The sequence below is a fragment of the Micromonospora sp. NPDC002389 genome (assembly GCF_040296095.1).
In the GTDB taxonomy this organism is placed as follows: domain Bacteria; phylum Actinomycetota; class Actinomycetes; order Mycobacteriales; family Micromonosporaceae; genus Micromonospora.
Window position 1 is genome coordinate 255860 of record NZ_JBEOWP010000001.1, and the last position, 23619, is coordinate 279478.

At 73.4% G+C, this 23619-nt stretch carries 20 protein-coding genes; 7 read left to right on the top strand and 13 right to left on the bottom strand.

Going from position 1 to position 23619, the window contains the following annotated elements:
- Positions 1 to 14: 14 nt before the first annotated feature.
- Positions 15 to 635, bottom strand: a complete 621-nt coding sequence (locus tag ABT008_RS01170) for a hypothetical protein (RefSeq protein WP_350692604.1) — start codon at positions 633 to 635, stop codon at positions 15 to 17.
- A 32-nt stretch (positions 636 to 667) separates the two neighbouring features.
- Complete coding sequence (locus tag ABT008_RS01175) at positions 668 to 1189, bottom strand: M48 metallopeptidase family protein (RefSeq protein ID WP_350692605.1); 522 nt, start codon at positions 1187 to 1189, stop codon at positions 668 to 670.
- A 536-nt stretch (positions 1190 to 1725) separates the two neighbouring features.
- Here ABT008_RS01175 and ABT008_RS01180 point away from each other — a divergent pair.
- The 3 genes from ABT008_RS01180 to ABT008_RS01190 all read left to right on the top strand — a co-directional run bounded on the left by ABT008_RS01180 (position 1726) and on the right by ABT008_RS01190 (position 4528).
- A complete protein-coding gene (locus ABT008_RS01180; RefSeq protein ID WP_012014940.1) occupies positions 1726 to 1893 on the top strand; it encodes a DUF5679 domain-containing protein in 168 nt (55 codons plus the stop codon).
- 192 nt (positions 1894 to 2085) lie between these two features.
- Positions 2086 to 3189: a TOMM precursor leader peptide-binding protein gene (locus ABT008_RS01185; protein WP_350692607.1), complete on the top strand. Its 1104-nt coding sequence runs from the start codon at positions 2086 to 2088 to the stop codon at positions 3187 to 3189.
- 10 nt (positions 3190 to 3199) lie between these two features.
- Entirely contained in the window at positions 3200 to 4528 is a 1329-nt protein-coding gene (locus ABT008_RS01190) for an ABC1 kinase family protein (protein WP_350692609.1), read from the top strand.
- Positions 4529 to 4839: 311 nt separating this feature from the next.
- Here the strand turns inward: ABT008_RS01190 and ABT008_RS01195 are convergent, their stop codons facing one another.
- The 3 genes from ABT008_RS01195 to ABT008_RS01205 all read right to left on the bottom strand — a co-directional run bounded on the left by ABT008_RS01195 (position 4840) and on the right by ABT008_RS01205 (position 7916).
- Complete coding sequence (locus tag ABT008_RS01195) at positions 4840 to 5205, bottom strand: WhiB family transcriptional regulator (RefSeq protein WP_350692611.1); 366 nt, start codon at positions 5203 to 5205, stop codon at positions 4840 to 4842.
- A gap of 135 nt (positions 5206 to 5340) precedes the next feature.
- A complete protein-coding gene (locus tag ABT008_RS01200) occupies positions 5341 to 5625 on the bottom strand; it encodes a hypothetical protein (RefSeq protein WP_350692613.1) in 285 nt (94 codons plus the stop codon).
- 140 nt (positions 5626 to 5765) lie between these two features.
- On the bottom strand, positions 5766 to 7916 hold the full coding sequence (locus ABT008_RS01205; protein WP_350692614.1) for an ATP-dependent DNA helicase UvrD2: 2151 nt from the start codon (positions 7914 to 7916) through the stop codon (positions 5766 to 5768).
- A gap of 93 nt (positions 7917 to 8009) precedes the next feature.
- On the opposite strand from ABT008_RS01205, the gene ABT008_RS01210 reads away from it, so the two are divergent.
- Positions 8010 to 8252, top strand: coding sequence for a mycoredoxin (locus ABT008_RS01210; protein ID WP_350693156.1), 243 nt, complete (start codon positions 8010 to 8012; stop codon positions 8250 to 8252).
- 55 nt (positions 8253 to 8307) lie between these two features.
- Here the strand turns inward: ABT008_RS01210 and ABT008_RS01215 are convergent, their stop codons facing one another.
- Positions 8308 to 9627 (bottom strand): MFS transporter, encoded by a 1320-nt coding sequence (locus ABT008_RS01215; RefSeq protein WP_350692615.1) that lies wholly within the window; start codon positions 9625 to 9627, stop codon positions 8308 to 8310.
- 223 nt (positions 9628 to 9850) lie between these two features.
- On the opposite strand from ABT008_RS01215, the gene ABT008_RS01220 reads away from it, so the two are divergent.
- From ABT008_RS01220 to ABT008_RS01230, 3 genes are all read left to right on the top strand, one after another.
- Positions 9851 to 10831, top strand: a complete 981-nt coding sequence (locus tag ABT008_RS01220; protein ID WP_350692616.1) for a helix-turn-helix domain-containing protein — start codon at positions 9851 to 9853, stop codon at positions 10829 to 10831.
- 69 nt (positions 10832 to 10900) lie between these two features.
- The gene (locus tag ABT008_RS01225; RefSeq protein WP_350692618.1) at positions 10901 to 11137 is read left to right on the top strand and encodes a DUF397 domain-containing protein; all 237 of its coding nucleotides are present in this window, start codon (positions 10901 to 10903) and stop codon (positions 11135 to 11137) included.
- A gap of 234 nt (positions 11138 to 11371) precedes the next feature.
- Positions 11372 to 11644: a hypothetical protein gene (locus ABT008_RS01230; RefSeq protein WP_350692619.1), complete on the top strand. Its 273-nt coding sequence runs from the start codon at positions 11372 to 11374 to the stop codon at positions 11642 to 11644.
- A gap of 233 nt (positions 11645 to 11877) precedes the next feature.
- On the opposite strand, the gene nudC is transcribed toward ABT008_RS01230, so the two are convergent.
- The 7 genes from nudC to ABT008_RS01265 form a co-directional block, all read right to left on the bottom strand.
- Positions 11878 to 12861, bottom strand: a complete 984-nt coding sequence (gene nudC, locus ABT008_RS01235; RefSeq protein WP_350693158.1) for an NAD(+) diphosphatase — start codon at positions 12859 to 12861, stop codon at positions 11878 to 11880.
- Between the two features lie 20 nt (positions 12862 to 12881).
- The gene (locus tag ABT008_RS01240; RefSeq protein WP_350692620.1) at positions 12882 to 14213 is read right to left on the bottom strand and encodes a M16 family metallopeptidase; all 1332 of its coding nucleotides are present in this window, start codon (positions 14211 to 14213) and stop codon (positions 12882 to 12884) included.
- 114 nt (positions 14214 to 14327) lie between these two features.
- Entirely contained in the window at positions 14328 to 15641 is a 1314-nt protein-coding gene (locus ABT008_RS01245) for a M16 family metallopeptidase (RefSeq protein WP_350692622.1), read from the bottom strand.
- 118 nt (positions 15642 to 15759) lie between these two features.
- Complete coding sequence (locus ABT008_RS01250; RefSeq protein ID WP_350692623.1) at positions 15760 to 15945, bottom strand: hypothetical protein; 186 nt, start codon at positions 15943 to 15945, stop codon at positions 15760 to 15762.
- A gap of 220 nt (positions 15946 to 16165) precedes the next feature.
- Positions 16166 to 16369: a cold-shock protein gene (locus ABT008_RS01255; RefSeq protein ID WP_155214663.1), complete on the bottom strand. Its 204-nt coding sequence runs from the start codon at positions 16367 to 16369 to the stop codon at positions 16166 to 16168.
- A gap of 221 nt (positions 16370 to 16590) precedes the next feature.
- On the bottom strand, positions 16591 to 19950 hold the full coding sequence (locus tag ABT008_RS01260; RefSeq protein WP_350692625.1) for an ATP-dependent helicase: 3360 nt from the start codon (positions 19948 to 19950) through the stop codon (positions 16591 to 16593).
- 25 nt (positions 19951 to 19975) lie between these two features.
- Positions 19976 to 23569: an ATP-dependent helicase gene (locus ABT008_RS01265; RefSeq protein ID WP_350692626.1), complete on the bottom strand. Its 3594-nt coding sequence runs from the start codon at positions 23567 to 23569 to the stop codon at positions 19976 to 19978.
- Positions 23570 to 23619 lie beyond the last annotated feature (50 nt).

Consider the following 23619-nt stretch of genomic DNA (forward strand, 5'->3'; position numbering starts at 1 on the left):
CCGCCGGTCCGGCGTCAGCCGGACCGGTCGGCGCCGGAGAGCAGGGCGCGGGTGTGTTCCCAGCCGTCCAGCGCGAGGTCGAGCCGGGCCAGGTCGGCCGGGCCGCGTAGCCGGTGCCAGGACGGGGTGACCGCGAGGTCGCCCGGCTCGGGTGCCGCCGCGCGTACGGCCGCGGGCACGGCGCTGTCCAGGTCCAGCGCCGGCAGCCAGGAGGGTACGGGCAGCCGGACCGCCGCACCGAGCAGTCCCGGCACACCGCCCTCGACCGGGGCGAGCGCCACCGGCCGGCTGGTCAACGGGCGCAGGAGCTTACCGACGGTGAGTCCGGGCAGGTCAGGGGCGTCCCCGGCGACCACCGCCGCCTGCTCGTAGCCGTCGCCGGAGGCGGTGAGGGCGGCGAAGACGGCGTTGGGAGTCGGCTCGGGCACCTCGTACACGGTCGTGCCGGGCCAGATCACCTCGTCGGCCAGCCAGCGGTCCGCCGGGGTGGCCGCCACCGCCGTGTCGACCTCGTTGAGCATGGCGAGCAGGTCCACCACGTCCTCGGCGAGCGCGCGACGCCAGTCCGCCGGGTCGATACCGGGCGGCGTCCAGGCGACCGGGGCGAGCAGCGCCACCACCACACGTCGGGCCATCCTCCGACCCTACCGCCGGGGTGGACGGCGACTCAGGGCGTGCCGCCCACCGCCGCGACACCCTCCAGGTAGCCCCGGGCGCGTTCGGTCTTCGGGTACCGGCCGACCAACGCCCAGAACTGCGCGTTGTGGCTGGCCACGATGAGGTGGACGAGTTCGTGCAGCAGCACGTAGTCGATCACCCAATCCGGCATCTCCTGGAGTCGGTGGGAGAGCCGGATCGAGCGGTCCGCAGGGGTGCAGGAGCCCCATCGGCCGTTCTGGTTGCTGACCCACCGGACGCTGGCCGGCACCGCCTGGTCGCCGTACTCGGTCAGGTACAGCTTGATCAGCCGGCCGGCCCGCTCCAGCAGCTCGGTGTCGGAGCGGGTCAGACGCCCCTCACGGGCGGCGAGCCGGGCGAGCATCCGGTCGACCCACTCGCTCTCCTCGGCCCGGGAGAACTGGTCGGGGATGAGGACGACGACCCGCTCACCGTCGCGGTAGGCGGACACCGTACGTCGCCGACGCTGGCTGCGCCGTACCTCGACGACAGGCTTCCGCGCCCCCGCCATCAGTGGACCGCGCAGCCTCGGTTTGCTGTCACGTTGGCAAGCTAATGCGTTGTGACCAGGGGTCCGCAAGGGTCAACCCCCCGACACGCGCCCGGAAAATGGGGATTGGTCGCCAGGAGTCCCGAAAAATTTCTTGCCGGAGCATCGTGACGCGTCACGATCACCCTTCGTGATGGCCGGTGAGGTGTCACAGCACCGCCGCGCACCACGGTAAGTGATCATCGCTGGACCCCCACCGGCGGGGGTCCCGATCTCCGGCCGCACGGCCCTACCAGCGGATTTAGCGACCTCCGGTCGGCGTGTCCCCGCCAAAAGGACTGATCTGGCCCAATTCGGCGTGCACACTCTCGACGTCGCCTTGCTCACAGTGGCAACGCGCAGCTGACATGGAACCGCCCGCACCTGGGTAGGGTCCGCCAACCGGTGGTCATGTGGATGACCACGGAGAAGACCCGGTGTCGGACGTCGTAGGCGCCCGCCGCCGGGAGAACCGCCGGACCGGCAACGACCCGGCGGACGAGACGAGGAGGCACACCGTGGCCGACCAGGCCCAGACCTACAACGGTTACTGCGTCAAGTGCAAGGAGAAGCGGGATTTCGAAGGCCGCGTCGAGGTCTCGAAGACCGGTATGAACATGGCCAAGGGCAAGTGTCCGGTGTGTGGCACAACAGTGAACCGCATCCTGGGCAAGGCGAAGGTCTGACGTACGCGTCCGCGCGAGGGGGTGGCCGGCGGCCACCCCCTCGCGGTGTTCCCGCTCACTGTCGGGCCACCGACAGGGTTACCGACGAGTTGTGGAAAACTCGCCAAATCCTGTGGACAGCCCTGGATCTGCGGGTGGCCACCTGTGGACAACGATCGACGGACAGCAGGGAATCGGTCACTGTTCGTACCCATGCCGCCGATCACGGAGCACCCGCCGTCGCCCCGCCCCACCCTGCTGCCCGGCCTCAGCCGACTCTGGCGTGACCGGCACACCCTCCAGCTCGGGCTGGCACCGGAGCGTGCCGTTCTGGTCGAATTCGCCGACCCCGGGGCGGTCCGGCTCCTCGACCTGCTCGACGGCACGCGCAGCGAGCGGCAGGTGCTGACCGGCACGGGCGGCCGTCCGGAGCACGCCCGTGCCCTGCTCGACGCACTGCGCGAGGCCGGGCTGGTGGTGCCGGCGCACACGCTGGTGCCCCGGGATCTCGCCGAGCCCCGCCGGAGCCGGCTCGCCGCGGAGGCCGGTGCGCTGGCCCTGGCCGCCGCCCGGCTGCCCGGCACCCCCGCCCAGGTGCTCCGACGTCGCCTGGCCGCCCGGGTGGCGGTCACCGGTCCCGGGCCGCTCGGCGCCGCCGTCACCCTGGCCCTGGCCCAGGCCGGTGTCGGGCACGTCCAGCCCGACCTCACCGGCCCGGTGCGCCCCGTCGACCTGGTCGCCAGCGGTATCGCCGCCGGTGACCTCGGGCGTCCGCTCGACGCGGCCGTCCGGGCGACCGTGACGCGCGCCGCACCCGGCACCTCCACCGAACCACTGCGCCGGACCCGTCCCGACCTGGTGATCCAGCTCGGCCTCGACCGACCGGCCGCCCTGGTGGCCGCCGGTCACGCCCAGCGCCGGCAGCCGCACCTGCTGGTCGACGTCCGGGAGGGCGTACCGGTCATCGGGCCACTGGTCCGGCCGCCGACCGGCCCCTGCCTGCGCTGCCTCGACCTGCACCGCGCCGACCGGGACCCGCACTGGCCGACGATCGCCGCCCAGATCGCCCACACGCCCGCCACCCCGACGTGTGCCACCGGCACGGTCCTGGCGGCCACCGCCTACACGGTCGGCGAGGCGCTGGCGCAGCTCGACGGCGGCACGCCGGAGACGCTCGGCGGGGCGGTGGAGATCGGCCCGGCGGGCGTCACCCGCCGCCGGCACTGGCCGCCACACCCCCGCTGCCGGTGCGGTGCGTACACCGAAGATGAACGCCAGCCCGGGCGCAGAGCAGCAGCGGGCCCGTCGAGTCGGTAACAATGACCTCGTGACCGACATCCCGCGCCGGGCCGTGTCCCGCACCGCCAAGCTCGCCGCACTGCCGCTCGGCTTCGCCGGGCGGACCGTCCTCGGCATGGGAAAACGTGTCACCGGCCTCGCCTCCGACGTGATCTCCGCCGAGATCCAGCAACGCACCGCCGAACAGCTCTTCAGCGTCCTCGGCCAGCTCAAGGGCGGGGCGATGAAGTTCGGGCAGGCGTTGTCGGTCTTCGAGGCGGCCCTGCCCGAGGAGGTCGCCGCGCCGTACCGGCAGGCCCTGACCAAGCTTCAGGAGGCCGCGCCGCCGCTGCCCGCCGCCAGCGTGCACAAGGTCCTCGCCGAGCAGTTGGGTCCGGCCTGGCGGGAGCGCTTCGTCACCTTCGACGACTCCCCCGCCGCCGCGGCCAGCATCGGGCAGGTGCACCGGGCCGTGTGGCGGATGCCGGACGGCACCGGCCGGGACGCGGCCGTCAAGATCCAGTATCCGGGCGCCGGTGACGCCCTGCTCGCCGACCTCAAGCAGCTCTCCCGGCTGAGCGCCATGTTCCGGGCCATCCAGCCCGGGCTGGACGTCAAGCCGCTCCTCGCCGAGCTGCGGGAACGCATCACCGAGGAGTTGGACTACGAGCTGGAGGCGGAGTCGCAGCGCGCCTTCGCCGCGGCCTACGCCGACGATCCCGAGATCTACGTCCCGACGGTCTTCTCCGCCTCGCCCCGGGTGCTGGTCACCGAGTGGGTGGAGGGCACACCGCTGTCGGACATCATCCGGGAGGGCAGCGAGGAGCACCGTGACCGGGCCGGCCTGCTGATGGCCACGCTGCACCTGTCCGCACCGGCGCGGGCCGGGCTGCTGCACGCCGACCCGCACCCGGGCAACTTCCGGCTGCTGGCGGACGGCCGGCTCGGGGTGATCGACTTCGGCGCGGTGGCCCGGATGCCGGAGGGTACGCCGGAACCGATCGGCCGCATCGCCGCCCTGGCCCTGCGCGGCGACGCCGACGGGGTGGAGGCCGGCCTGCGCTCGGAGGGCTTCGTCAGCACCGACGACCCGATCGACGCCCGCGCGCTGCTGGAGTTCCTGCGGCCGATGCTGGAACCGATCGCCGCCGAGGAGTTCCGGTTCTCCCGGGCCTGGCTGCGTGCCGAGGCGACCCGGCTGGCCAACCCGCGCTCGCCCGCGTACCAATTCAGCCGGCACCTCAACCTGCCGCCGTCGTACCTGCTCATCCACCGGGTGACGCTCGGCTCCATCGGGGTGCTGTGCCAGTTGGAGGCCAAGGCGCCCTACCGGGGCATCCTGGAACGCTGGCTGCCCGGTTTCGCCCCGGTCGGCTGAGCACCGCCCCACCACACGACGACGGCGGGCGGGGACCTCTGGTCCCCGCCCGCCGTTTCCCGTGTCGGTCCTACAGAACGCCCAACTCGCGGGCCGACCGGGCACGGCCGGTCATGGCGACGGTACGGGCGGATCGGGTTGCCTCAGTGCTCGTGGTGGTGCGGCCGGCCTGAGGCCGCAACATTCGCACCTTCGACAACGCTTCGTGGAGTAGGTACATGTCGGTGGTTCCGTTCGGCAGATGCAGCATCGTGGTCAGCTCTCTCTCGGCCGGCACGCGGCCGGCGGGGTTGGTCCGGTTCGGGAACATGTCAGGCAGCCAGCCGGACCGCGTTGCGCGACGGGGCGAGCCCGTCGGCAGCCAGTCGCGCCTCGGCCTCGACCCGCAGGGCGGCGTCACGGGCGATGTCCTCCTTGCGCGGGCGACCACGGGGCCGCTTGCGCGGGACGACCGCGCCACGCTCGAAGATCTCGCCGCCCCAGACGCCCCAGGGCTCGGCCCGCTCGACCGCACCGGCCAGGCACTCGACGCGCAGCGGGCAGTCCCCGCAGAGCGACTTGGCCAGTTCCAGCTCGGTGGGCGAGTCGGAGAACCACAGGTCGGGGTCGAACTTCCGGCAGGGCAGGTTCGCCTCCATCTCGACGCTCAGGTCGAGCGGGGCCAACGCCAGACTCATCGCCCGGTCACCTCTCTCTCACACTTCGATCTCGTGGATCGCTGTTCCGACGTACTTCGGCGGTGCAAAAAAACTGAGGCCGCGGATCCCGGTGTGCGGGTTCCGCGGCCTCGAGGTGAGCCGGTGGTCTGATGGTCAGACCGGTCTACCTCGAGGTGGAACACCGCGGACGTCCATCCGCTTGCTGGCGCCATCGACGCCCTTGCCCGTGAAGCCAGTGGTCCCCTGGATCCCGTTCGGCTTCGGTGCGAGGATCAGCTCGGCCTGAACCTCGACCCGGTGCGCCTGCGGGGCCCACGGTCGCGTGGCGACGACGGTCGCCCGAACTTCCGTCACCGGAACGACGGAGATCAGGGCAGCCGACAGCGGAGCGACGGCAACGGGCAGCGCCGTCGGACGCTGGTTGACGTAACTCTCCATCGGTGCCACCTCCTTGCCTTCACTCGACGATCGACTCGGAACAGATGCCCCGTGAGCAGCCCGAACAGGGCCCCCTCGCGAGGTGTGCCCTGAGGCTATGACGGTCGGTGGGGCGAGGGCAAACGAATTAACGGTCAGATTCAGAAAGTTTTCTGAGGGCAGATCTCATCGACCGCCGCACCCCCGACCAGCGCCAGCACGGCCTCCCCGTACAGGCCGAGTTTGCGCGGGCCGATGCCGGCGATCGCGACCAGTTCCTCGGGCCGGGCCGGGCGCCGCTCGGCGAGCGCGACGAGCGTCGCGTCGGTGAAGACCACGTAGGCCGGCACCCGCTGGGCCCCGGCCACCCGGGAGCGCCACTCGCTCAGCCGCTCGTGCAGCTCGTCGTCGATGTCGGACGGGCAGGTGGCGCAGCGGCCCAGCTTGCGGTCCGGCCCGGCGAACAGGGTGGTGCCGCAGATCCGGCAGGAGACGATCCGGGTGGCAGCCCGCCGCTGGGCACCGCGCGCCGGGCCGCCCGAGGTCGCCCGTTCCGTCCCGCCCGGGGCCAGTTGGGGCAGGAACCGGCACGGCCGCCGGGCCCGCCCGCCCGGGGAACGTGCCGAGGCGTACGACAGCCAGAGCCACTGGCGGGCCCGGGTGATGCCGACGTACAGCAGCCGGCGCTCCTCCTCGACCTGCTCGGTGGTGCGCGCGTACGTGGTGGGCAGGGTGCCCTCGGCCAGCCCGACCAGGAAGACGGCGTCCCACTCCAGGCCCTTCGCGGAGTGCAGCGAGGCCAGGGTCACCCCCTCCACCGTGGGTACGTGCTGCTGGGCCGCCCGCCGGGCCAGTTCGTCGGCGAAGTCGGCGAGGGTGACCGGGCGCTCGACCGTGGCGGCCACCCCGAGCGGCATCAGGTCGGGGGTGGCCGCGTACTCCTCGGCGAGCTGGACCAGCGCGGCCAGCGCCTCCCACCGCTCGCGGGCGGCCCCACCGGGCGGGGGCGCGTCGGGTGCCCACCCGACGGCGGCGAGCGCCTCGACCACCGCCACCGGCAGCGGCGTCTCGCCGGGGATCGACCGGGTGGCCGCGCGCAGCGCCACCATCGCCTGCCGCACCTCGGCCCGCTCGAAGAACCGCTCGGCCCCCTGGACGAGGTACGGCACGCCCGCCTCGGCCAGCGCCTTCTCGTACGCCTCGGACTGCGCGTTGGTGCGGAACAGCACGGCGATCTCGCGCGCCGGGGTGCCGGCGTCGACAAGCGCACGGCAGCGGGCGGCGACCGCGGCGGCCTCGGCCGGCTCGTCGGTGAAGATCCGCCGCTCCGGCTCCGGGCCGGGCGGACGCTGGCCCACCAGTTCCAGGCGCAGCCGCGCCTCGGTGCCCCGGGCCTGCGAGATGACCGCGTTGGCGAGCCCGACCACCTGCGGGGTGGACCGGTAGTCACGGACCAGCCGGACCACCGTGGCGCCCCGGTGGCGACGCGGGAAGTCGACCAGGTACGACGACGTCGCCCCGGTGAACGAGTAGATCGTCTGGCTGGCGTCGCCGACCACGGTCACGTCGTCCCGGCCGCCGAGCCAGGCGTCCAGCAGCCGCTGCTGCAACGGGTTGACGTCCTGGTACTCGTCGACGACGAGGTGCCGGTACTGGTTGCGTACCTGCTCGGCGACGTCCGGGTGCTCCTCGATCCCCCAGACCGCGGCGCGGAGCACGTCCTCGAAGTCGATCACACCACCGCTGCGCTTGAGCTTCTCGTACGCCGCGAACACCTCGGCGACCTTGGTCGGCTCGTGCGGCGTCTCGCGCAGCGCCTTCGCCGCCGCCACCACGTACTCCCCCGGCTCGACCAGCGACGACTTGGCCCACTCGATCTCACCGGCGAGGTCCCGGGCGGCGGTCCGGTCGGTCCGCAGGCCGGCCCGGGCCGCAGCGAGGGTGACCAGGCGCACCTTGCTGTCCAGCAGCTCGGGCATGGCCCGCCCGCCGAGCAGCCGGGGCGCGAAGTAGCGCACCTGGCGCAGTGCGGCGGCGTGGAAGGTCCGGGCCTGCACGCCGGCCACCCCGAGCGCGGCGAGCCGGTGGCGCAGCTCGGCGGCAGCGCGGGCGGTGAAGGTGACGGCGAGCACGTGCCGGGCGGAGATCTCCCCGGTCAACGCCCGGTGCGCGATCCGCGAGGTGACCGCCCGGGTCTTGCCGGTGCCCGCCCCGGCGAGTACGCAGACCGGACCAGCCGAGGCGGTCACGGCCGAGCGTTGTTCCGGGTCGAGCCCGGTCAGCACGCGTTCGGACGCGGAGTTAACCACCACAGCGGGGAATTGTCGCAGCTCGCTCGGATGTTGCAGCGGTTAGCCTGTGCTGATCTGCGCGAGCAGGCGCGCATGACGTTGGAGGATCTCACCATGCTGACCATGTACTCCACTCCCTGGTGCGGCTACTGCCACCGGCTGAAGTCGCAGCTCGACCGGGAGGGGATCGAATACCAGGTGGTCGACATCGAGCAGGATCCGGCGGCGGCGGAGTTCGTGATGGGGGTCAACGGCGGCAACCAGACCGTGCCCACCCTGCGTTTCGCCGACGACAGCGCGCTGACGAACCCGTCGATCAACCAGGTCAAGCAGCACCTGGCGAGCATCACCGTCTGACCACGGACGTACCTGCGGCGGCCGGTCCCGATCGGGACCGGCCGCCGCGTCGTGGTCAGCGGCCGCCCCGGCCGCTCAGCGTCCCGACGGGCGCCGGGTCCCGGTCCTCGGCGGCCGGGCGCGGCGCCGGCACCCGGGTACGCGCCGCCGGTCCGGCCGGCGGGCTCAGCCGGCGCCCGGCCCAGAGGTAGCCACCGGCCAGCAGGGTGGCCAGGCCGATCGACACGAAGACCGCCCGGTAGTCGAGCACCCCGACGATCAGCGCGCCCACGCCGACGGAGATCGCCTGCGGGCACCGGATCACCGCCTCCGAGGCCGCCGCGACCCGGCCGATCAGCTCGGGCGGGGTCCGCCGCTGGATCAGCGTGTGCAGGCCGACCAGGGTCAGCGGCAGGGAGACCCCGGCCAGCAGCACCGCAGTGAAGCCGAGCCACAGGTTCGGGTACGCCAGCGCCAGTGCCGCCGGGCCGAAGAACGCCACTCCGGCGGCGAGGGTGCCCAGCTCACCGAGTCGACGTAGGACGGCCGCCGAGCACAACCCGCCGACCAGTCCACCGATGCCCTGCACGGTGACCAGTACGCCGACGAACGCGGCGTCCCGTCCGAGCCCCGAGTCCACGTACGCGAAGATCAGCGACTCGGTGAAGCCCATCACCAGCGAGCCGAGGCCGTAGCCGAGCACCGCCCGCCGCAACGCCGGCTCGCCGGCGAGGTGCCGCAGTCCGGCGACCAGTTCGGCGGAGAGCCGCCGTACCCGGGTGGTGCCGTCGGCCGGGCGGTCCGCGAGCCGATCGGTCGGCCGGGCGGGCGACTCGGCCACCCGGAGCATGCCGACCACGGCGGCGGCGACCAGGAATCCGGCCATCCCGACCGCGGCCAGCACCCAGCCGCCGCGCACCGCGTACAGGCCGGCGCCGGCCAGCGGACCGACCAGCCGCAGACCCTGCCGCACGGTCTGCAACGCGCCGTTGGCCTCACCGAGCAGGTCGGACGGGACCAGCTCCTGGATCAGCCGACTGAGCACCGCGCCGACGGTGAGGTTCGACAGGCCGTAGAGCGCGGCCACCGCATAGATGATCCACATGTCGTCCGCGTCCCGCACCGCGAACAGCGGGGTGAGCAGCAACGCCATGGCGACGTTGGTGACCACGAAGAAGGGCTTCCGGGGATACCGGTCGACGAACCAGCCGACCAGCGGCGCGAGGGTCCTCGGCGCGAGGATGACGAAGATGGTGGCACCGGCGAGGCCGTCCGATCCGGTGAGGTCCTTCACCCAGATGGCGAGTGCCAGCAGCAGGATCGACTCTGCGGTCATGCTGGCCAGCAGTCCGCCGAACAGCAGGCGGAAGTCCGGGCGACTCAGGACGGTTCGCATTGATCCCTCCGGGGGTGGCGCGACTCGGGCGCGGTCGGGAACCCGTCCGGGGCGGGGACGCAGATGACGGCGGTCTCGTTCCGGTGTGTCGGGTGTCCGTATTTCTCATGACACGCCCCCGCCGGTACCTCCGGCGCCGGTCGCGACGTCCATACTGGCCGTGGGGGGCGAATTTCATACAGTTACCGTCGCGTCTGCGGCGGTCGACGGAAAAGAGGACACCGTGCCTCCTGCCGCACCCAGTCCGATCCTGCGTCGGCAGCGGCTCGGCCGCGAACTGCGCCAGTTGCGCGAGGCCGCCGGGCTTACCGGTGACCAGGTCATCGAGCGTGTCGGCTGGGCCTCCGCGTCGAAGCTGTCCCGACTGGAGAACGGCCGCAGCCGGCCCGACCCGCAGGACGTCCGGGACCTACTCGACCTGTACGACGCCGACGAGGCACGGCGGGCGGAGCTGCTCGGCATCACCGACGAGGCCGGCGACATGCGCGGCTGGCTCAAGAACTATCCGGCGATGACACAGCAGCAACGCGGCTTCGCCGAGCTGGAGGCGGGCTGCGCCGAGATCTCCGAGTACAACCCGGTGCTGGTGCCGGGGTTGTTGCAGACCCCGGGGTACGCCCGGGTCCGGCTCTCCTCGGCATACCAGGTCGGCCGGGAGGCCGGCGATCCGGAGGCCGAGGAGGAGACCGAGACGCAGGTCAAGGCCCGGCAGGCCCGGCAGCGGCTGCTCACCCGGGAACACGACGCGCCCCAGTACACGGCGGTGTTGGAGGAGGCGGCGCTCGGGCACCGGGCCGGGCCGCCCGAGGTGCTCCGGGAGCAGTTGGAGCAGCTCTGCGAGCTGGCCATGCTGCCCAACGTCACGCTGCACGTCCTGCCCAGGGAGACGCCGATCGGGCAGTGGTACCTCCCACCGACCGCGTTCTCGGTCTATCGGTTCGCCGATCCACTCGATCCGGAGACGCTCGCCATCGAAGGTGGCTTCACCGACGTCATGTCGACCGATGCAATCACCCTAAATCACTATAAAGTGGTGTTCGAGTGGCTACGTACGGCGGCACTTTCCGCAGCGGATACCCACTCCTGGCTGGTCAAGTCGTCGGAACGGCTGACCAGTCCGGGAGCATCGTCCATTGTGGCCAATGGATCGGCAACGGCGCCGGCCCAGCGCCGTGGTTCCTCCGGGAGCCTGACGGAGCGGTGACCGAGGAGGGGACCGCGCTCGGCACGTGCGTCCCCACTCGATCCATCGGTTCACGTCAGGAGCTCAACCATGAACGACATTCGCACCACGCCGTCCGTCCTCGCCCAGCTCGCGCACGCCCCCTGGCGTACCAGCACGCGCAGCCAGACCTCCAACTGCGTGGAGGTCGCACCACTTAGCACCGGCCCCGCCGCAATGGCGCTGCGCGACAGCAAGGACCCGGGTGGCCCGGTCCTGCTGTTCAACCGGGCCGGATGGCTGGGCTTCATCTCCGGCGCCAAGAACGGGCAGTTCGACCTGAACTAGTTCGGGCACGTCTCGCGGGGCCGTCGGCACACCACCGACGGCCCCGTCGTCGTCCACCCCGACCATCCGCTGCCATCCGCCCCGACCACCCCGATGAGCAGGCATCGGATGATCGGACGGGGCTGAAATCAATCGCCGTGTTTCACTTGCTGAGATGCGGACCGGGCGTACGATGGCCGGGTAGTGACGTGGAACTTCCACGGTTCCACGCATCGCGGCACATCGGAGACCCACATGCGGTTCCTGATCGTTCGCACCGACATTCGCGCCGCTGCCGACACCGACATCACGGCCGCCTGGGCCGGCGGTCACCGGCTGCGGGACGAGACCACCCGGCCCGAGCCGCGTCGCCAGGTCGTGCACGCCGAGGACCGCGACGCAGCCCTGCACCTCGCCCGGGCCATCGCCACCGTCGGCGCCGTACGCTCCGGCCGGCAGCGGGTCAAGGTGCTGCCGCTGGACGACCCGAGGCGCTGGCGGGCCCGCCCGGGTCCGCCCGACACCTGACCTCCCCACGTCCGTCGTGGTCGACCGGCTCCCCCGCCGTGTTCCTCACCCAGCCGACCACGACGGCCCGTGTCCCCGGCCCGTGGCCGCCGCGGCAACGACGGCCACGGGTCGGGGGCGCATCCGCGCACGCCAGCGCCGCACCCGGCGCACCCGCCGCCGTGCTCGGCGTGGAGGTAAGGAAGGGTCCCCTGCTATACACCAGGCGTTAGCAGGGGACCCTTCCTTACATCTCAGCAGTGGCCGTCGAACCAGCGGTGGATCAGGAACAGCGCGATCGACGACGGTGGGGGCAACAGCAGACGGTCGCCTCCGGCGTCCACCTCCCGGCCGGCGAGCGCGGCACCGATCTCCTGCCGGGTAAACCAGCGGGCCTGCGCGATCTCGGCCGGATCGGGCCGGACCGGGTGCTCCGGGTCGGCGGTGGCCAGGAAACCGAGCATCAGCGAGCCCGGGAACGGCCACGCCTGGCTGCCCGCGTACGTGATCTCGCGGACCGGCACGCCGACCTCCTCGCGTACCTCCCGCAGCACGGTGGCCTCGGCCGACTCGCCCGGCTCGACGTACCCGGCCAGACAGGAGAACCGGCGCTGCCCCTTCGGGCTGGGCCAGGCGGCGTTGTTGCCCAGCAGGCAGCGCCCGTCGAGACCGTCGACACCGTCGTGCACCAGCACGATCATGGCCGGGTCGGTACGCGGCCACACCCGCTCACCGGAGCCGTCCACCCGGGACCACCCCGCCTCGTCGGTGCGGGTCGGTGCGCCGGTGACCGGGTGATAGAGGTGCCGCAGGTGCCAGTTGGTCAGCGCCAGCGCCGTGGTGAACAGCCCGGCGTCCCGGTCGCTGAGCAGATGTCCGACACCCCGCAGGTGAGCCGACCGGGTGTCCGGGCGCACGGTCAGCGCGGTGTGCACGCAGAAGACCGGCACCCCGTCCGGTTCCACCCCGAGGAACACCGCGTCGGCGGCCAGCGTCGAGGGCAGGTCGTCCGCTGCCACCAGGACCAGTTCCGGCACCTGGGTGTCGGTCCGCACCAGCGCCCGGCCGCCGGCCTCCACGTCGAGCACCAGCACCCGCGCGCCGGACCAGGCCGCCGCCAACCACTGCGGATCGGTACGCCGATGCGCCGCCCGGTCCAGCGTCGAGCGGGCCAGCGGCGGGGCCGCCTCCCCCTGTAGTACCCAGTCGACCGGCTGTCCCCAGCCGTCCGACGGCAACGCCGTGCCGGTGGGCCCGCTCACGGTGTCGCCGGTGTGGTGTGGACCGGGGTCAGCGTGGACAGCGAGGGCTCGATGCGTTCGGCGTCACCGAGCACGACGGTGACCGCGCGGGACGGGGCGAGGTAGCGGGCCGCCGCCTCGGTGACGTCGTCGACGCTCGCCTTCGCCAGCCGGGCCGCGTGCTCGGAGAGGAAGTCCAGCCGCAACCCGCTCCCGGCGTACGCGCTGACGAACGACGCCAGGCCCGCCTGGGTGGCGATGCCGAGCTGGAGCGTGCCGAGGGCGTACTGGCGGGCCTGGTCCAACTCCTCCTGGCTGGGTGGCACGGTGGCCAGCCGGCCCAGCTCGTACGTGGTCTCCAGCAGCGCCGGTGCGGTCACCTCGGTGGCCACCTCGGCGGCGGCCAGCAGCACCGAACCGCCGACCGAGTGCTCGACCATCGAGTGCGGACCGTACGTGTAGCCCTTGTCCTCACGGATGTTCTCCACCCAGCGCGAGGAGAAGTAGCCGCCGAAGATCAGGTTGGCCAGTTGCAACGCGGCGTGGTCCGGATGGGTACGCGGCACCGCCGGCAACGCCATCCGCATCGACGACTGCACCGAACCGGGCCGGTCGACCAGCAGCAGCGGGCCGGGTTCCAGCGGCGGGACCGGCGGCACCTCGGCCGCGTGCTCGCCGCCCTGCCAGCCGGCGAGCGCCTTCTCGGCGGCGTCCAACGCCCGCTCTGGGCGTACGTCGCCGACCAGCACCAGCACCGCGCCGGCGGGTCGGACCCGCTGGGCGTGCAGCGTCCGCAGGGCGGCCGGACGGACCGCGCGGACCTGCTCGGGCTCCGGGGTCTGGACCGCGTACGGGTGCCGGCCGAAGATCCGCCGCAGCAGCGCGGTCCGGGCCAGATGGGCGGGCTGGCTCCGGGCCACCTGGATGCCGTCCACCAGCCGGTCCCGCTCGACGCCGACCCACTCGGCCGGGTAGTTGGCACCGGTGACCACGTCGGCGAGGATCTCCAGCATCCGGTCCAGCCCGGTGGCCAGCGCGGTGCCGGAGAGCATCAACCGGTCCGGGTCGAGCCCGGCGGAGAGCCCGCCGCCGATCCGCTGGAGTTCGGCGGCGATCTGCACGCTGCTCATCGTCTCGGTGCCGGAGAGCAGGGTCTGCGCCAGCAGGTGGCCCCGGGCGAGGTGGGCACGGACGAACGGCATCCAGAGACGCAGTTCCACCAGCGGCACCGCCGGACGGCGTACCACGATCACGGTGAGCCCGTTGTCGAGCGTGCGTTCGGCCTGCCGGGGCAGCTTGAGTCGACGGGTCGGGCCGAGCGGCGGCAGCGTTCGCGTGGGCGTGCTCACTGGTCATCCTTCGTTCGCGACTGCGGGGCTCGCAGGCCCGGCTCACTCCTCGCGCTCACTGGTCATCCTTCGTTCGCGACTGCGGGGCTCGCAGGCCCGGCTCACTCCTCGCGCTCACTGGCGGCCACCTTTCGCAATCACCTCGACGGACGCGCGGCGCTCCGGCCGCAGGGTGGCCGCGGCGGCGCGGACCTGCTCGTCGGTGACCTCACCGACCAGCCGGGGCAGCTCGCCGAGCAGGCCGGGCTCGCCGCGCTGCTGCTCCAACACCGCCATTCGCAGCGCGCGGGACAGCACCGCGTCGGTGTCGCGCAGCAGGTGAGTGGCCATCCGGGCCTGGGTACGGGCCAGCTCGCCCTCGGTGAGGCCGTCCGTGGCGACCCGGTCCAGCTCCTCGTCGACGGTGCGCAGCACCTTGTCGACGTCGCCGCCGGGCGGCAGGTGGGACTGGATCAGCAGGGCGGTCGGGTCGCGGACGTCGAACGGGTCGCCCATGAAGCCCAGGTAGCCGCCGATGCTGGTGACCGTGCGGTCGCGGTGCACCAGCCGCTCGACCAGCCGGGAGGCGTCGCCGTCGGTGAGCACCTCGGCCAGCACCACGAACGGCAGGTAGTCGGCGAAGTCCCCGATCGGGTCGGGCACCCGCCAGCCGGAGGCCACCGCCGGCAGCGGGGCCAGCTTGTCCTCGTACGCGGTGCGCCTCTCGGCGGTCGGCTCCGGCTCGGCGAAGTCCGGCCGGTCCGGCGCCGGACGGGCCGGTACGTCGCCGAAGTGCCGTTCGATCAGCTCGACGGCCTCGGCGGTGTCGATGTCGCCGCTGACCGCGAGCACGGCGTTGCCGCTGGCGTAGTAGCGCCGGAAGAAGTCGGCCGCGTCGGCGACGGTGGCGGACTCCAGGTCGTCGAAGGAGCCGTACCCGTCGTGCGCGTTCGGGAAGGTGTCGAACATGACCGGCGGCAGGGTCAACCAGGGGAACCCGCCGTACGGCCGGTTGAGCACGTTGACCCGGATCTCCTCCTTGACCACGTCCACCTGGTTACGCAGGTTCTCCTCGGTCAGCCGAGGGCCGCGCATCCGGTCGGCCTCCAGGAACAGCGCCCGTTCCAGGGCGTTGCTCGGCAGGGTCTCGTAGTAGTCGGTGTAGTCCAGGTGGGTGGAGCCGTTGAAGGTGCCACCGGCCCCCTGGACGTGCCGGAAGTGGGCGAGCTTCTCCAGGTTCTCCGAGCCCTGGAACATCAGGTGCTCGAAGAGGTGCGCGAAGCCGGTCCGTCCCTCGGGCTCGGACCGTATGCCCACGTCGTAGACCACCGCCACGCCGATCACCGGTGCACTGCGGTCGGGGGTCAGGACCACCCGCAGGCCGTTGTCGAGGGTGAACCGCTCGACGGGGTACTTCGCGGCTGGGATTCTCGCTCTGCGCGTCGGCACGGATCCGACCCTAACGCCTCCGCCGAGCCGGGGAGGCGGGTAAGGGCGGCAGGTGTTAGCCGGGGACCCCTGCTATACCCGAGGCGTTAGGAAGGGGCCCTTCCTTTCATCCGCCGGCTCAACCGGCGGTGCTGCCCGGCCGCGCGGTGGCGGCCGGCCCGTGCAGGTCCACCAGGCCGGACGGGGCCGCCCCGCCCGGCGTGACGGGCCAGGGAGCGAACGCCACGGCCGTGGCCAGCAGCAGCCCGGCGGCCGCCACCGCGACCACCAGGAGTAGTTCCCGCACCGCCGCCGAACCCACCATGGTCGTTCCTCCCCGAGCTGAGCCGATCCCCCCGGCTCATCCCCCCGCACCCAGCGTTCCCCAGCCGGGAGGTGGTGACAGTCGTCCACCCGACGGTAGGACGGCTGATTACCGACTCAGGGTTCCGCCAAACCGGCCGTCCGAAATGCGGACGGCCGGGCCGCCTCCGGTCCCAATGGGTGGCGGAGGCGGCCCGGCCGTCGCGGGCGAACCCGGCAGATCAGACCGGGCGGATGTTCTCCGCCTGCGGGCCCTTCTGGCCCTGGACGACCTCGAACTCCACGCGCTGGTTCTCGTCCAGGCTGCGGTAGCCGGAGGTCTGGATGGCCGAGAAGTGGGCGAAGACGTCGGCGCCGCCGCCGTCCGGGGTGATGAAGCCGAAGCCCTTGTCAGCGTTGAACCACTTGACGGTGCCAATAGCCATGCTTGTTTCGTCTCCTTGACGGAACGTCGAACCCGCACCTGTTACGGGGTCGAAAGAGTGGAGAGCTCCGGGCGGTTCCCGGAACTTCTGTCGCTGCTGGTCGCCCCGCCCGGAGAGGTCCGGACATAACAAAGAGCGCCTGGGGCCACAATCCGCCAGGCGCAAACAGAGCTGGAACCAAAACTGCAACGCGGGCACAGTACCACGGATTCAGGCCCGCGCTACCCGTCCAGCCCGATTTCCGGCAGCGACGTGATCAGGGCGGTCAGGCCGTCGACGTCGAGCAGGTCCGCCGGACGGACGGTCACCCCGTCCCGCACGTAGTGGAACGCCGCGCCGACTCGGTCGACCGGGACACCGGCCAGCTCGGCCCAGGCCAACCGGTAGACCGCCAACTGCACCGAGGCCACCTCGGCCGCCGCGCCCGAAGGCTGGGCACCGGTCTTCCAGTCGACCACGTCGAACCGGTCGCCGGGACGGCGGAACACGGCATCCATCCGGCCGCGGACCACCACGCCGCCGATCACCGTCGCGAACGGCACCTCCACCTCGACCGGCGTACGGTCCGCCCACTCGCTGCCCAGGAACCGCCGTTGCAGCTCCGCCAGCGCCTCGTCCGGCGCCGCGTCGGCGTCCGCCGCACCCGGCAACTCGTCGGTGTCGAGCAGCCGGTCCGCGCCGAAGCGCTGCTCCAGCCAGGCGTGGAAGGCGGTGCCCCGGCGGGCGTACGGGTTCGGCTCGGTCGGCAACGGCCGGCGCAGCGACCGGGCCAGTGCCGCCGGGTCCCGACGCAACGCGACCAGTTGGGTGACCGACAGGTGCTCGGGCAGCGTCACCTCGATCGGTCCGGACAGCCGGCTCAGCTCCGCCCGCTCGGCGAGCAGCAGATCGGCCTCCCGCCGCCACCGGGCCACGTCCTGATCCGGGGCCTCGTCCTCCGGGGCGGCCGGTGCGTCGTCGGTCAGGTGACGCCGGACCAGCGACGCCGCCTCGGTCAACGTGGAGCGGCGTACGCCCAGCGGGTCGGCCGGCCACTCGGCCCGGATCACCACCTCGGTGGTCGGGTTCACCGCGTCCGGCGACGGTTCGGGCGCCCACTCGTCCACCAGGTGACCGGCCCCGGCGTCCAGGCAGGCGTCGTGCACCTCGCGCAGCAGCCCGGACGGGCCGCGCGGACGTTTGGTGCCCTCACCCCACCAGTGGCCGGAACAGAGCAGCAGGCGACGCGGGCGGGTCACCGCGACGTACGCCAACCGGCGTTCCTCCCGCTCGTCGTGCGCCCGCCAGGCGTCGGTGAAGTCCTCCACCGCCCGGGCCACGCCCCGCTGGTCGTCCAGATCGGCCAGGTCCAGGTCGGGCAGCCCGTCCGCGTCGCCGCGCAACGGGAACGGCAGCACCCCCAGCCCGCCCAGCCAGTGGTCGGAGTTGCGGACCGGCCCCGGCCACACCCCACGGCTCAGCCCGGCCACCGAGACGACGTCCCACTCCAGCCCCTTGGCCGCGTGCGCGGTGAGGATCTGCACCGCCCCCTCGACCACCTCCACCTCGCCCGGTGCCAGGCCGCGTTCCTCGTCCTCGGCGGCGGCCAGGTAGGCCAGGAAACCGGCGAGCGTGGCGCCCGGCGTCTCCCCGCTGAACCGCGCGGCCACGTCACCCAACGCGTCCAGGTGACTGCGCGCCAGGCCGGCGTCACCGGCACCCTCGCCGCCGGCCCGTACCGCCACCTCCACGTCCAGGCCGGTGGTCCGCTCCACGTCCGCGATCAGCTCCGGCAGCGACTGGTCCAGCCGATACCGCAGCAGACCCAACTCCCGGGCGTACGCGCGCAGCCGCAGATAGCCCTCGGCCGAGTACGCCTGCGCCGGGCCGAGGTCGGCCAGCGCCTCGATCAGCGTCGCCTCGTCCAGGCGGTCCGGCATGATCTCGGCCGTACCGTCGTCGGCGAGTTGGCGACGGGCCGCCGCGATGGCCTTGGCCCGGCGGTGCAGCGCGACCAGATCCCGTGGCCCGATCCGCCACCGGGCACCGGTCAGCAGGCGCAACAACGCGGCACCGTCGGTCGGGTCGGCGAGCACCCGCAGCGTGCACACCACGTCGCGGATCTCCGGGGTGTCCAGCAGTCCGCCCAGCCCCACCACCTCGACCGGCAGGCCACGTTCCCGCAGCGCCGCCGCGATCACCGGGATCTGGCTGCGCAGCCGGACCAGCACCGCCGTGGTCGGGCGTCGGGTCACCGGAATCTGCTCGGGCAGCACCCCCGGCATCCGTGCCGCACCCCGCCAGGCGGCCAGCACGCTGTCGGCGATCCAGTCGGCCTCGTCGGCGTACGTCGCCAGCAACGCGCAGTGCACGGTGCCGGCGGCGGCGCCGCGCGCGCTGCGGTGCGGGATCGGGTCGCGGACGCTGAGCGCCGCGTGCAGCTCCGGCACCTGGGCACCGGCCGCCCGCAACGGGGTGGAGAGCGCGTTCGCCACCGCGAGGATCTCCGGCCGGTTCCGCCAACTGGTGGTCAGCCCGAGCGCCCGGGCGGGTTCCCCGTCGGTGCGGGCGAACTCGGTCGGGAAGCGGTCCAGGGTGCCGGCGCTGGCCCCGCGCCAGCCGTAGATGGACTGGCAGGGGTCGCCCACGGCGGTCACCGGATGCCCACCGCCGAACAACGCGCCGAGCAGCACCACCTGGGCGTGACTGGTGTCCTGGTATTCGTCGAGCAGCACCACCCGGTAGCGGCCGCGCTCGATCTCGCCGACGCCGGGATGGTCCCGGGCCACCCGGGCGGCCCGGGCGAGCTGGTCGGCGAAGTCCATCGCCTCGAAGTCGTCCTTGCGCCGGGCGTACGCGCGCACCAGCGGCAGCAGCTTCAACCGGGTCTGCTGGAGCGCGAGCGCCTTGCGCACGTCGGCGTAGACCCGTCCGGGACGGGACTGCACGTCGGCGAAGAACCGGCCGGTCCACGCGGCGAGGGCGTCCGGGTCGACGAGGTGCTCGTCCAGCTCGCCGGAGAGCGCCAGCACCGCGTCGGTGACCGTGCTGGGCATCCGGTCCACCTCGGACATGTCCCCGTCGTAGTTGCGCACGATCAGGTCCACGAGCTGCCAGCGGGACGCCTCGGTGAGCAGCCGGGTGGAGGGCTCGTACCCGGCCCGCAGGCCGTGCTCGGTGACGATCCGTCCGGCGTACGAGTGGTAGGTGGAAATCGTGGGCTCGCCCGCGAACGGGTCGTCGAGCGGGTCCCGTCCGCGCCGCCCCAGCCGGCGCACCAACTGGTCGAGCCGGGTACGCACCCGATGTGCCAGCTCACCGGCGGCCTTGCGGGTGAAGGTGAGACCGAGCACCTGCTCGGGCCGGACGTACGAGTTGGCCACCAGCCAGACCACCCGCGCGGCCATCGTCTCGGTCTTGCCCGAACCGGCGCCGGCGACCACCAGCAGCGGCTCCACCGGGGCTGCGATGATCGCCGCCTGTTCCCGGGTCGGTGCCGGAAGCTTGAGCAGCTTGGCCAGCTCCAGCGGCGTGTACCGGGGACCGACGGCCGCCGCCCGGGGCGCCGGTGCCGCGGGATTGAACAGCGCGGGCTGGGTCATGCGGCCCTCTTCGGAGCTGACACGCTCACTCCTGGTGCTCCGGTCGCCGGACGGTCGGTGGCTCGACCACCTGACGTCCCTGCCCGGAGACCGGGCAACTGGTCCGTACCGGGCAGACCCGGCACTTCGAGTTGGCGACCGCGGCGAAGGTGGCGGCGGCCATCGTATCGGCGGTCCGCCGGACCAGCGCGGTCGCCCAGCCGGCCTCGGGCCCGTCGGTCGAGGCGGCTTGGGCCTGCTCCCGGGCGTCCCGCGCGCCGGTACCGAGCTGCACCAGCGCCGCACCGCCGGGCTCGTCGCCGTACTCGGCGAACGCCCCCGCCTCCACCGCCGCCTGGTACGCGCCGAGCTGCGGATGCTCGGCCAGGTCCCGCTCGGTCACGGCGGTGGACTTGCCGGTCTTGAGGTCCACCACCACCAGCCGGCCGTCCGCGTCAACCTCCAGCCGGTCCACCCGCCCGACCAGCTCGATCGGCCGGTGCGGGTCGTCCAGGCGTACCGCGAACTCGTGCTCGATCGCGAGCAACCGGCGCGGATTGGCGGCCAGCCAGCGCAGCAGCTTGTCCACCATCGCCTCGGCGCGGGTCCGCTCCGGCCCGACCATCCACCGCGCGGCCAGCTCGATCGCGTCGAACCGGGCGGCCACGTAGTCCAGCAGCGCACCCCGGTCCGCGCTGGCGTCCTCGGCGAGCATCGCCGCCGCGTGCACCAGGTTGCCGACGCCCTGCGCGGCGCTGGCCGGTGGGCTTCCGCCGTGCCGTTCCAGCAGCCAGCGCAGGCTGCACCGCAGCGCGCTCTCCATCGCCGACGGGGTCACCCGGACCGGATCCCCCTCGTCCACCAGGGGCCGGTCGTCGGAGAGCGGTCGCAGCCCCCACCAGTCGTCCGGGTGTGCGCCCGCGACCCCGGCGGCGGCCAGTCGGGCCAGTTCGGCCGCCGCCGCCCGCCGCCGGGCGGTCGACGCCGCCGGGTCGGCCACCGCGGTACGCAGCTCCGCCACCAGCGCGGGCAGGGTCAACGCCCGGGGCGGACGGCTCAACGGCAGCGCCCGCGACCCGGCCCGGTCGCCCCGGTCCTGGGCGTCGTCCCCGTCCCGGCCCTGCGCTTCGTCCCTGCCCTGCGTTTCGTCCCGGCCCTGCGCTTCGTCCCGGCCCTGCGTTTCATTCTGGCCCTGCGCATCGTCCTGGTCGTCGATCTGCGTCGCTCCGCGCGGCGCTCCGGGCACCGAGGGTTCAGGCGGAGCGGGCGGCGGTGGCCCACCGGGGGTCGGGGCGGGCCCGTCCCCGGACGGGTCGATCGGCCCGAGCTCGTAGAGGAACCGGCTGGGCTGCTCCTCGTGGTCGTCGCCGCCGACGGCCGCCGACGCCACCGCGCTGACCAGCAGTCGCCGTCGGGCCCGGGTCACCGCGACGTGGAACAGCCGGCGTTCCTCGTCGAGCAGCGCGGAAGTCTGCCCGACCAGGGTGGCGACCTCACCGGCACCGTCCGCCCGACCGGTCATCACGTCGACCAGCCGTTCCGAGCCGAGCAGACTGCCGCGCAGCCGCAGGTCAGGCCAGACGCCCTCCTGCACCCCGACGACGGCGACCAGATCCCACTCCAGGCCCTTGGCGGCGTGCGCGGTGAGCAGCCGTACCGCGTCGCCCCGGTCGGCGGAGGAGGCGAGCGTGTCGGCGGGCAGCTCCTGGCCCAGCACGTGGTCGAGGAAGACCTCGGTACGCGCGCCCGGCAGCCGGTCGGTGAACCGGGCGGCGGCGTCGAAGAGCACCAGCACCGCGTCCAGGTCCCGGTCAGCCGCCTCGGCCCGGCGCCGCCGGGCTAGGTCCCCCTCGCCGGCCACGGCCGGGCCCCGGGCCAGCGCGGCGGACCACAGCTCGGCCAGCCCGCTGGCCTGCCAGACCGCCCAGAGCACGTCCTCGACGCCGGCGCCCGGCCGACCGGCCGTCTCGCGGGCCACCGCCAGCAGCCCGGCCACCGTCTGCGCCGGCTCGGCCCAGCGCCGCTCCACCCCGGCCAGCTCGGCCGGGTCGCGCAGCGCCTCGACGATCAGCTCACCGGAGGGCCGCCGGTCACCGCCGGCCAGGGCGAGCGCCCGGAGGCCCTGCCGCAGCCGACGCTCCGCCAGCGGGTCGGCACCGCCGAGCGGCGAGTGCAGCAGCGCGACGGCGGCCTCCTCGTCCAGCCGCTCCGGCTCCAACGCGCAGCGCAACAGCAGCAGCAGCGGCGCCACCGCCGGTTGCAGGTGCAACGGCAGGTCCTCGCCGTGCACCACGGTCGGTACGCCGGCCGCGTGCAACGCCCGACGCAGCCCAGGCAGTTGCCGACCGGTGGAGCGGACCAGCACCGCCATCCGGGCCCAGGGGACGCCGCCGAGCAGGTGCGCCTCCCGCAGCGCATGCGCCAGCCAGGCCGCCTCGCTGGTGGCCGAACGGAAGGTGCGGACCTCGACGCTGCCCGGTGGCGCGTCGGGCAACGGATGCAGCCGGCGGTGCGCCGCCGGACCACGCAACCGCCGGCCGAGCCGGGACGCGGCGGCGAGCAGCCGCTCCCCCGCGCGGTAGCTGGTGCTGAGCAGCACCTGTGCGGCCGGCGCGCCGGAGGCGGTGCGGAAGCGGTGCGGGAACGTCGTCACGCCGCCCGGGTCGGCGCCCCGGAAGGCGTACGTGGAGGAGTCGGGATCGGCGAAGGCGACCAGCGGCGTGCCACCCCCGGCGACCGTGTCCAAGAGGTCGAGCTGGGCGGGATCGGTGTCGGCCAACTCGTCGACGTAGACGTACGCCAGGCGACGTCGCTCGGACGCCAGCACCTCGGCGTCGTCGCGCAGCAGACCGGTGGCCGCCCGGACCAGCTCCGCCGGGTCGTACGCGACCGAGCCCCGGTTGGCGACGTCCCGCAGCGCCAGCACCGCCACGTACTCGCGCAGGAAGCGGGCGGCGGCCGGCCAGTCGGCGCGGCCCAGCCGCTCGCCGAGCCGGGCCAGCTCGACCGGGCCGACGCCCCGCTCCGCCGCCCGCATCAGCAGGTCACGGAGCTGGGCGGCGAACGCCCGGGTACGCAGTGCCGGGCGCAACTCCTCCGGCCAGCCGACCGGTTCGTCGCCGGGCTCCTCACCGACCACGTCCAGCAGCTCGCGGATGATCAGATCCTGTTCCGGCCCGGTGAGCAGCCGCGGCGACGGCTCACCCCGCTCGGCGGCGGCCCGCCGCAGCAACCCGAACGCGTACGCCGGGAACGTACGCACCAGCGGCTCGCGCACCACCCGCCGGCCGTTCGCGGCGATCCGCGCCTCGATCCGGTGCCGCAGGTCGACGGCGCCCCGGCGACTGAAGGTGAGCACCAGGATCCGCTCCGGATCCACCCCCTCCTCGACCCGGGCGGCCACCGCCTCGACGAGGGTGCGGGTCTTCCCGGTGCCCGGTCCACCGAGGACGAGCATCGGCCCGTCGGTGTGCGCCACGACCTCGGCCTGCCGAGGATCTGCCGACGTCTGCTCCGCGCCGGGTGCGTGGGCAGGTGCAGGTGCGGACGGCTCGCCGGCCAGGTCCGGAGAATGCCCGGTGACCGGGTCGTCCTCCTGGGTCGGCCCGCCGGACCGACGCACCAACCGGTACGCCTGCATCCCGCCATCCCATCACGGCCCTGCGACACTGCCCGACGCGCCACACCCGC

Excerpts from the sequence above, each read along its gene's own strand:
- ABT008_RS01185 (WP_350692607.1), top strand. The coding sequence starts at position 2,086 with ATGCCGCCGATCACGGAGCACCCGCCGTCGCCCCGCCCCACCCTGCTG.
- ABT008_RS01250 (WP_350692623.1), bottom strand. The coding sequence starts at position 15,945 with ATGGTGGGTTCGGCGGCGGTGCGGGAACTACTCCTGGTGGTCGCGGTG.
- ABT008_RS01265 (WP_350692626.1), bottom strand. The coding sequence starts at position 23,569 with ATGCAGGCGTACCGGTTGGTGCGTCGGTCCGGCGGGCCGACCCAGGAG.
- ABT008_RS01195 (WP_350692611.1), bottom strand. The coding sequence starts at position 5,205 with ATGAGTCTGGCGTTGGCCCCGCTCGACCTGAGCGTCGAGATGGAGGCG.
- ABT008_RS01215 (WP_350692615.1), bottom strand. The coding sequence starts at position 9,627 with ATGCGAACCGTCCTGAGTCGCCCGGACTTCCGCCTGCTGTTCGGCGGA.
- ABT008_RS01255 (WP_155214663.1), bottom strand. The coding sequence starts at position 16,369 with ATGGCTATTGGCACCGTCAAGTGGTTCAACGCTGACAAGGGCTTCGGC.
- ABT008_RS01170 (WP_350692604.1), bottom strand. The coding sequence starts at position 635 with ATGGCCCGACGTGTGGTGGTGGCGCTGCTCGCCCCGGTCGCCTGGACG.
- ABT008_RS01260 (WP_350692625.1), bottom strand. The coding sequence starts at position 19,950 with ATGACCCAGCCCGCGCTGTTCAATCCCGCGGCACCGGCGCCCCGGGCG.
- ABT008_RS01175 (WP_350692605.1), bottom strand. The coding sequence starts at position 1,189 with ATGGCGGGGGCGCGGAAGCCTGTCGTCGAGGTACGGCGCAGCCAGCGT.
- ABT008_RS01230 (WP_350692619.1), top strand. The coding sequence starts at position 11,372 with ATGCGGTTCCTGATCGTTCGCACCGACATTCGCGCCGCTGCCGACACC.
- ABT008_RS01225 (WP_350692618.1), top strand. The coding sequence starts at position 10,901 with ATGAACGACATTCGCACCACGCCGTCCGTCCTCGCCCAGCTCGCGCAC.
- ABT008_RS01200 (WP_350692613.1), bottom strand. The coding sequence starts at position 5,625 with ATGGAGAGTTACGTCAACCAGCGTCCGACGGCGCTGCCCGTTGCCGTC.
- ABT008_RS01210 (WP_350693156.1), top strand. The coding sequence starts at position 8,010 with ATGCTGACCATGTACTCCACTCCCTGGTGCGGCTACTGCCACCGGCTG.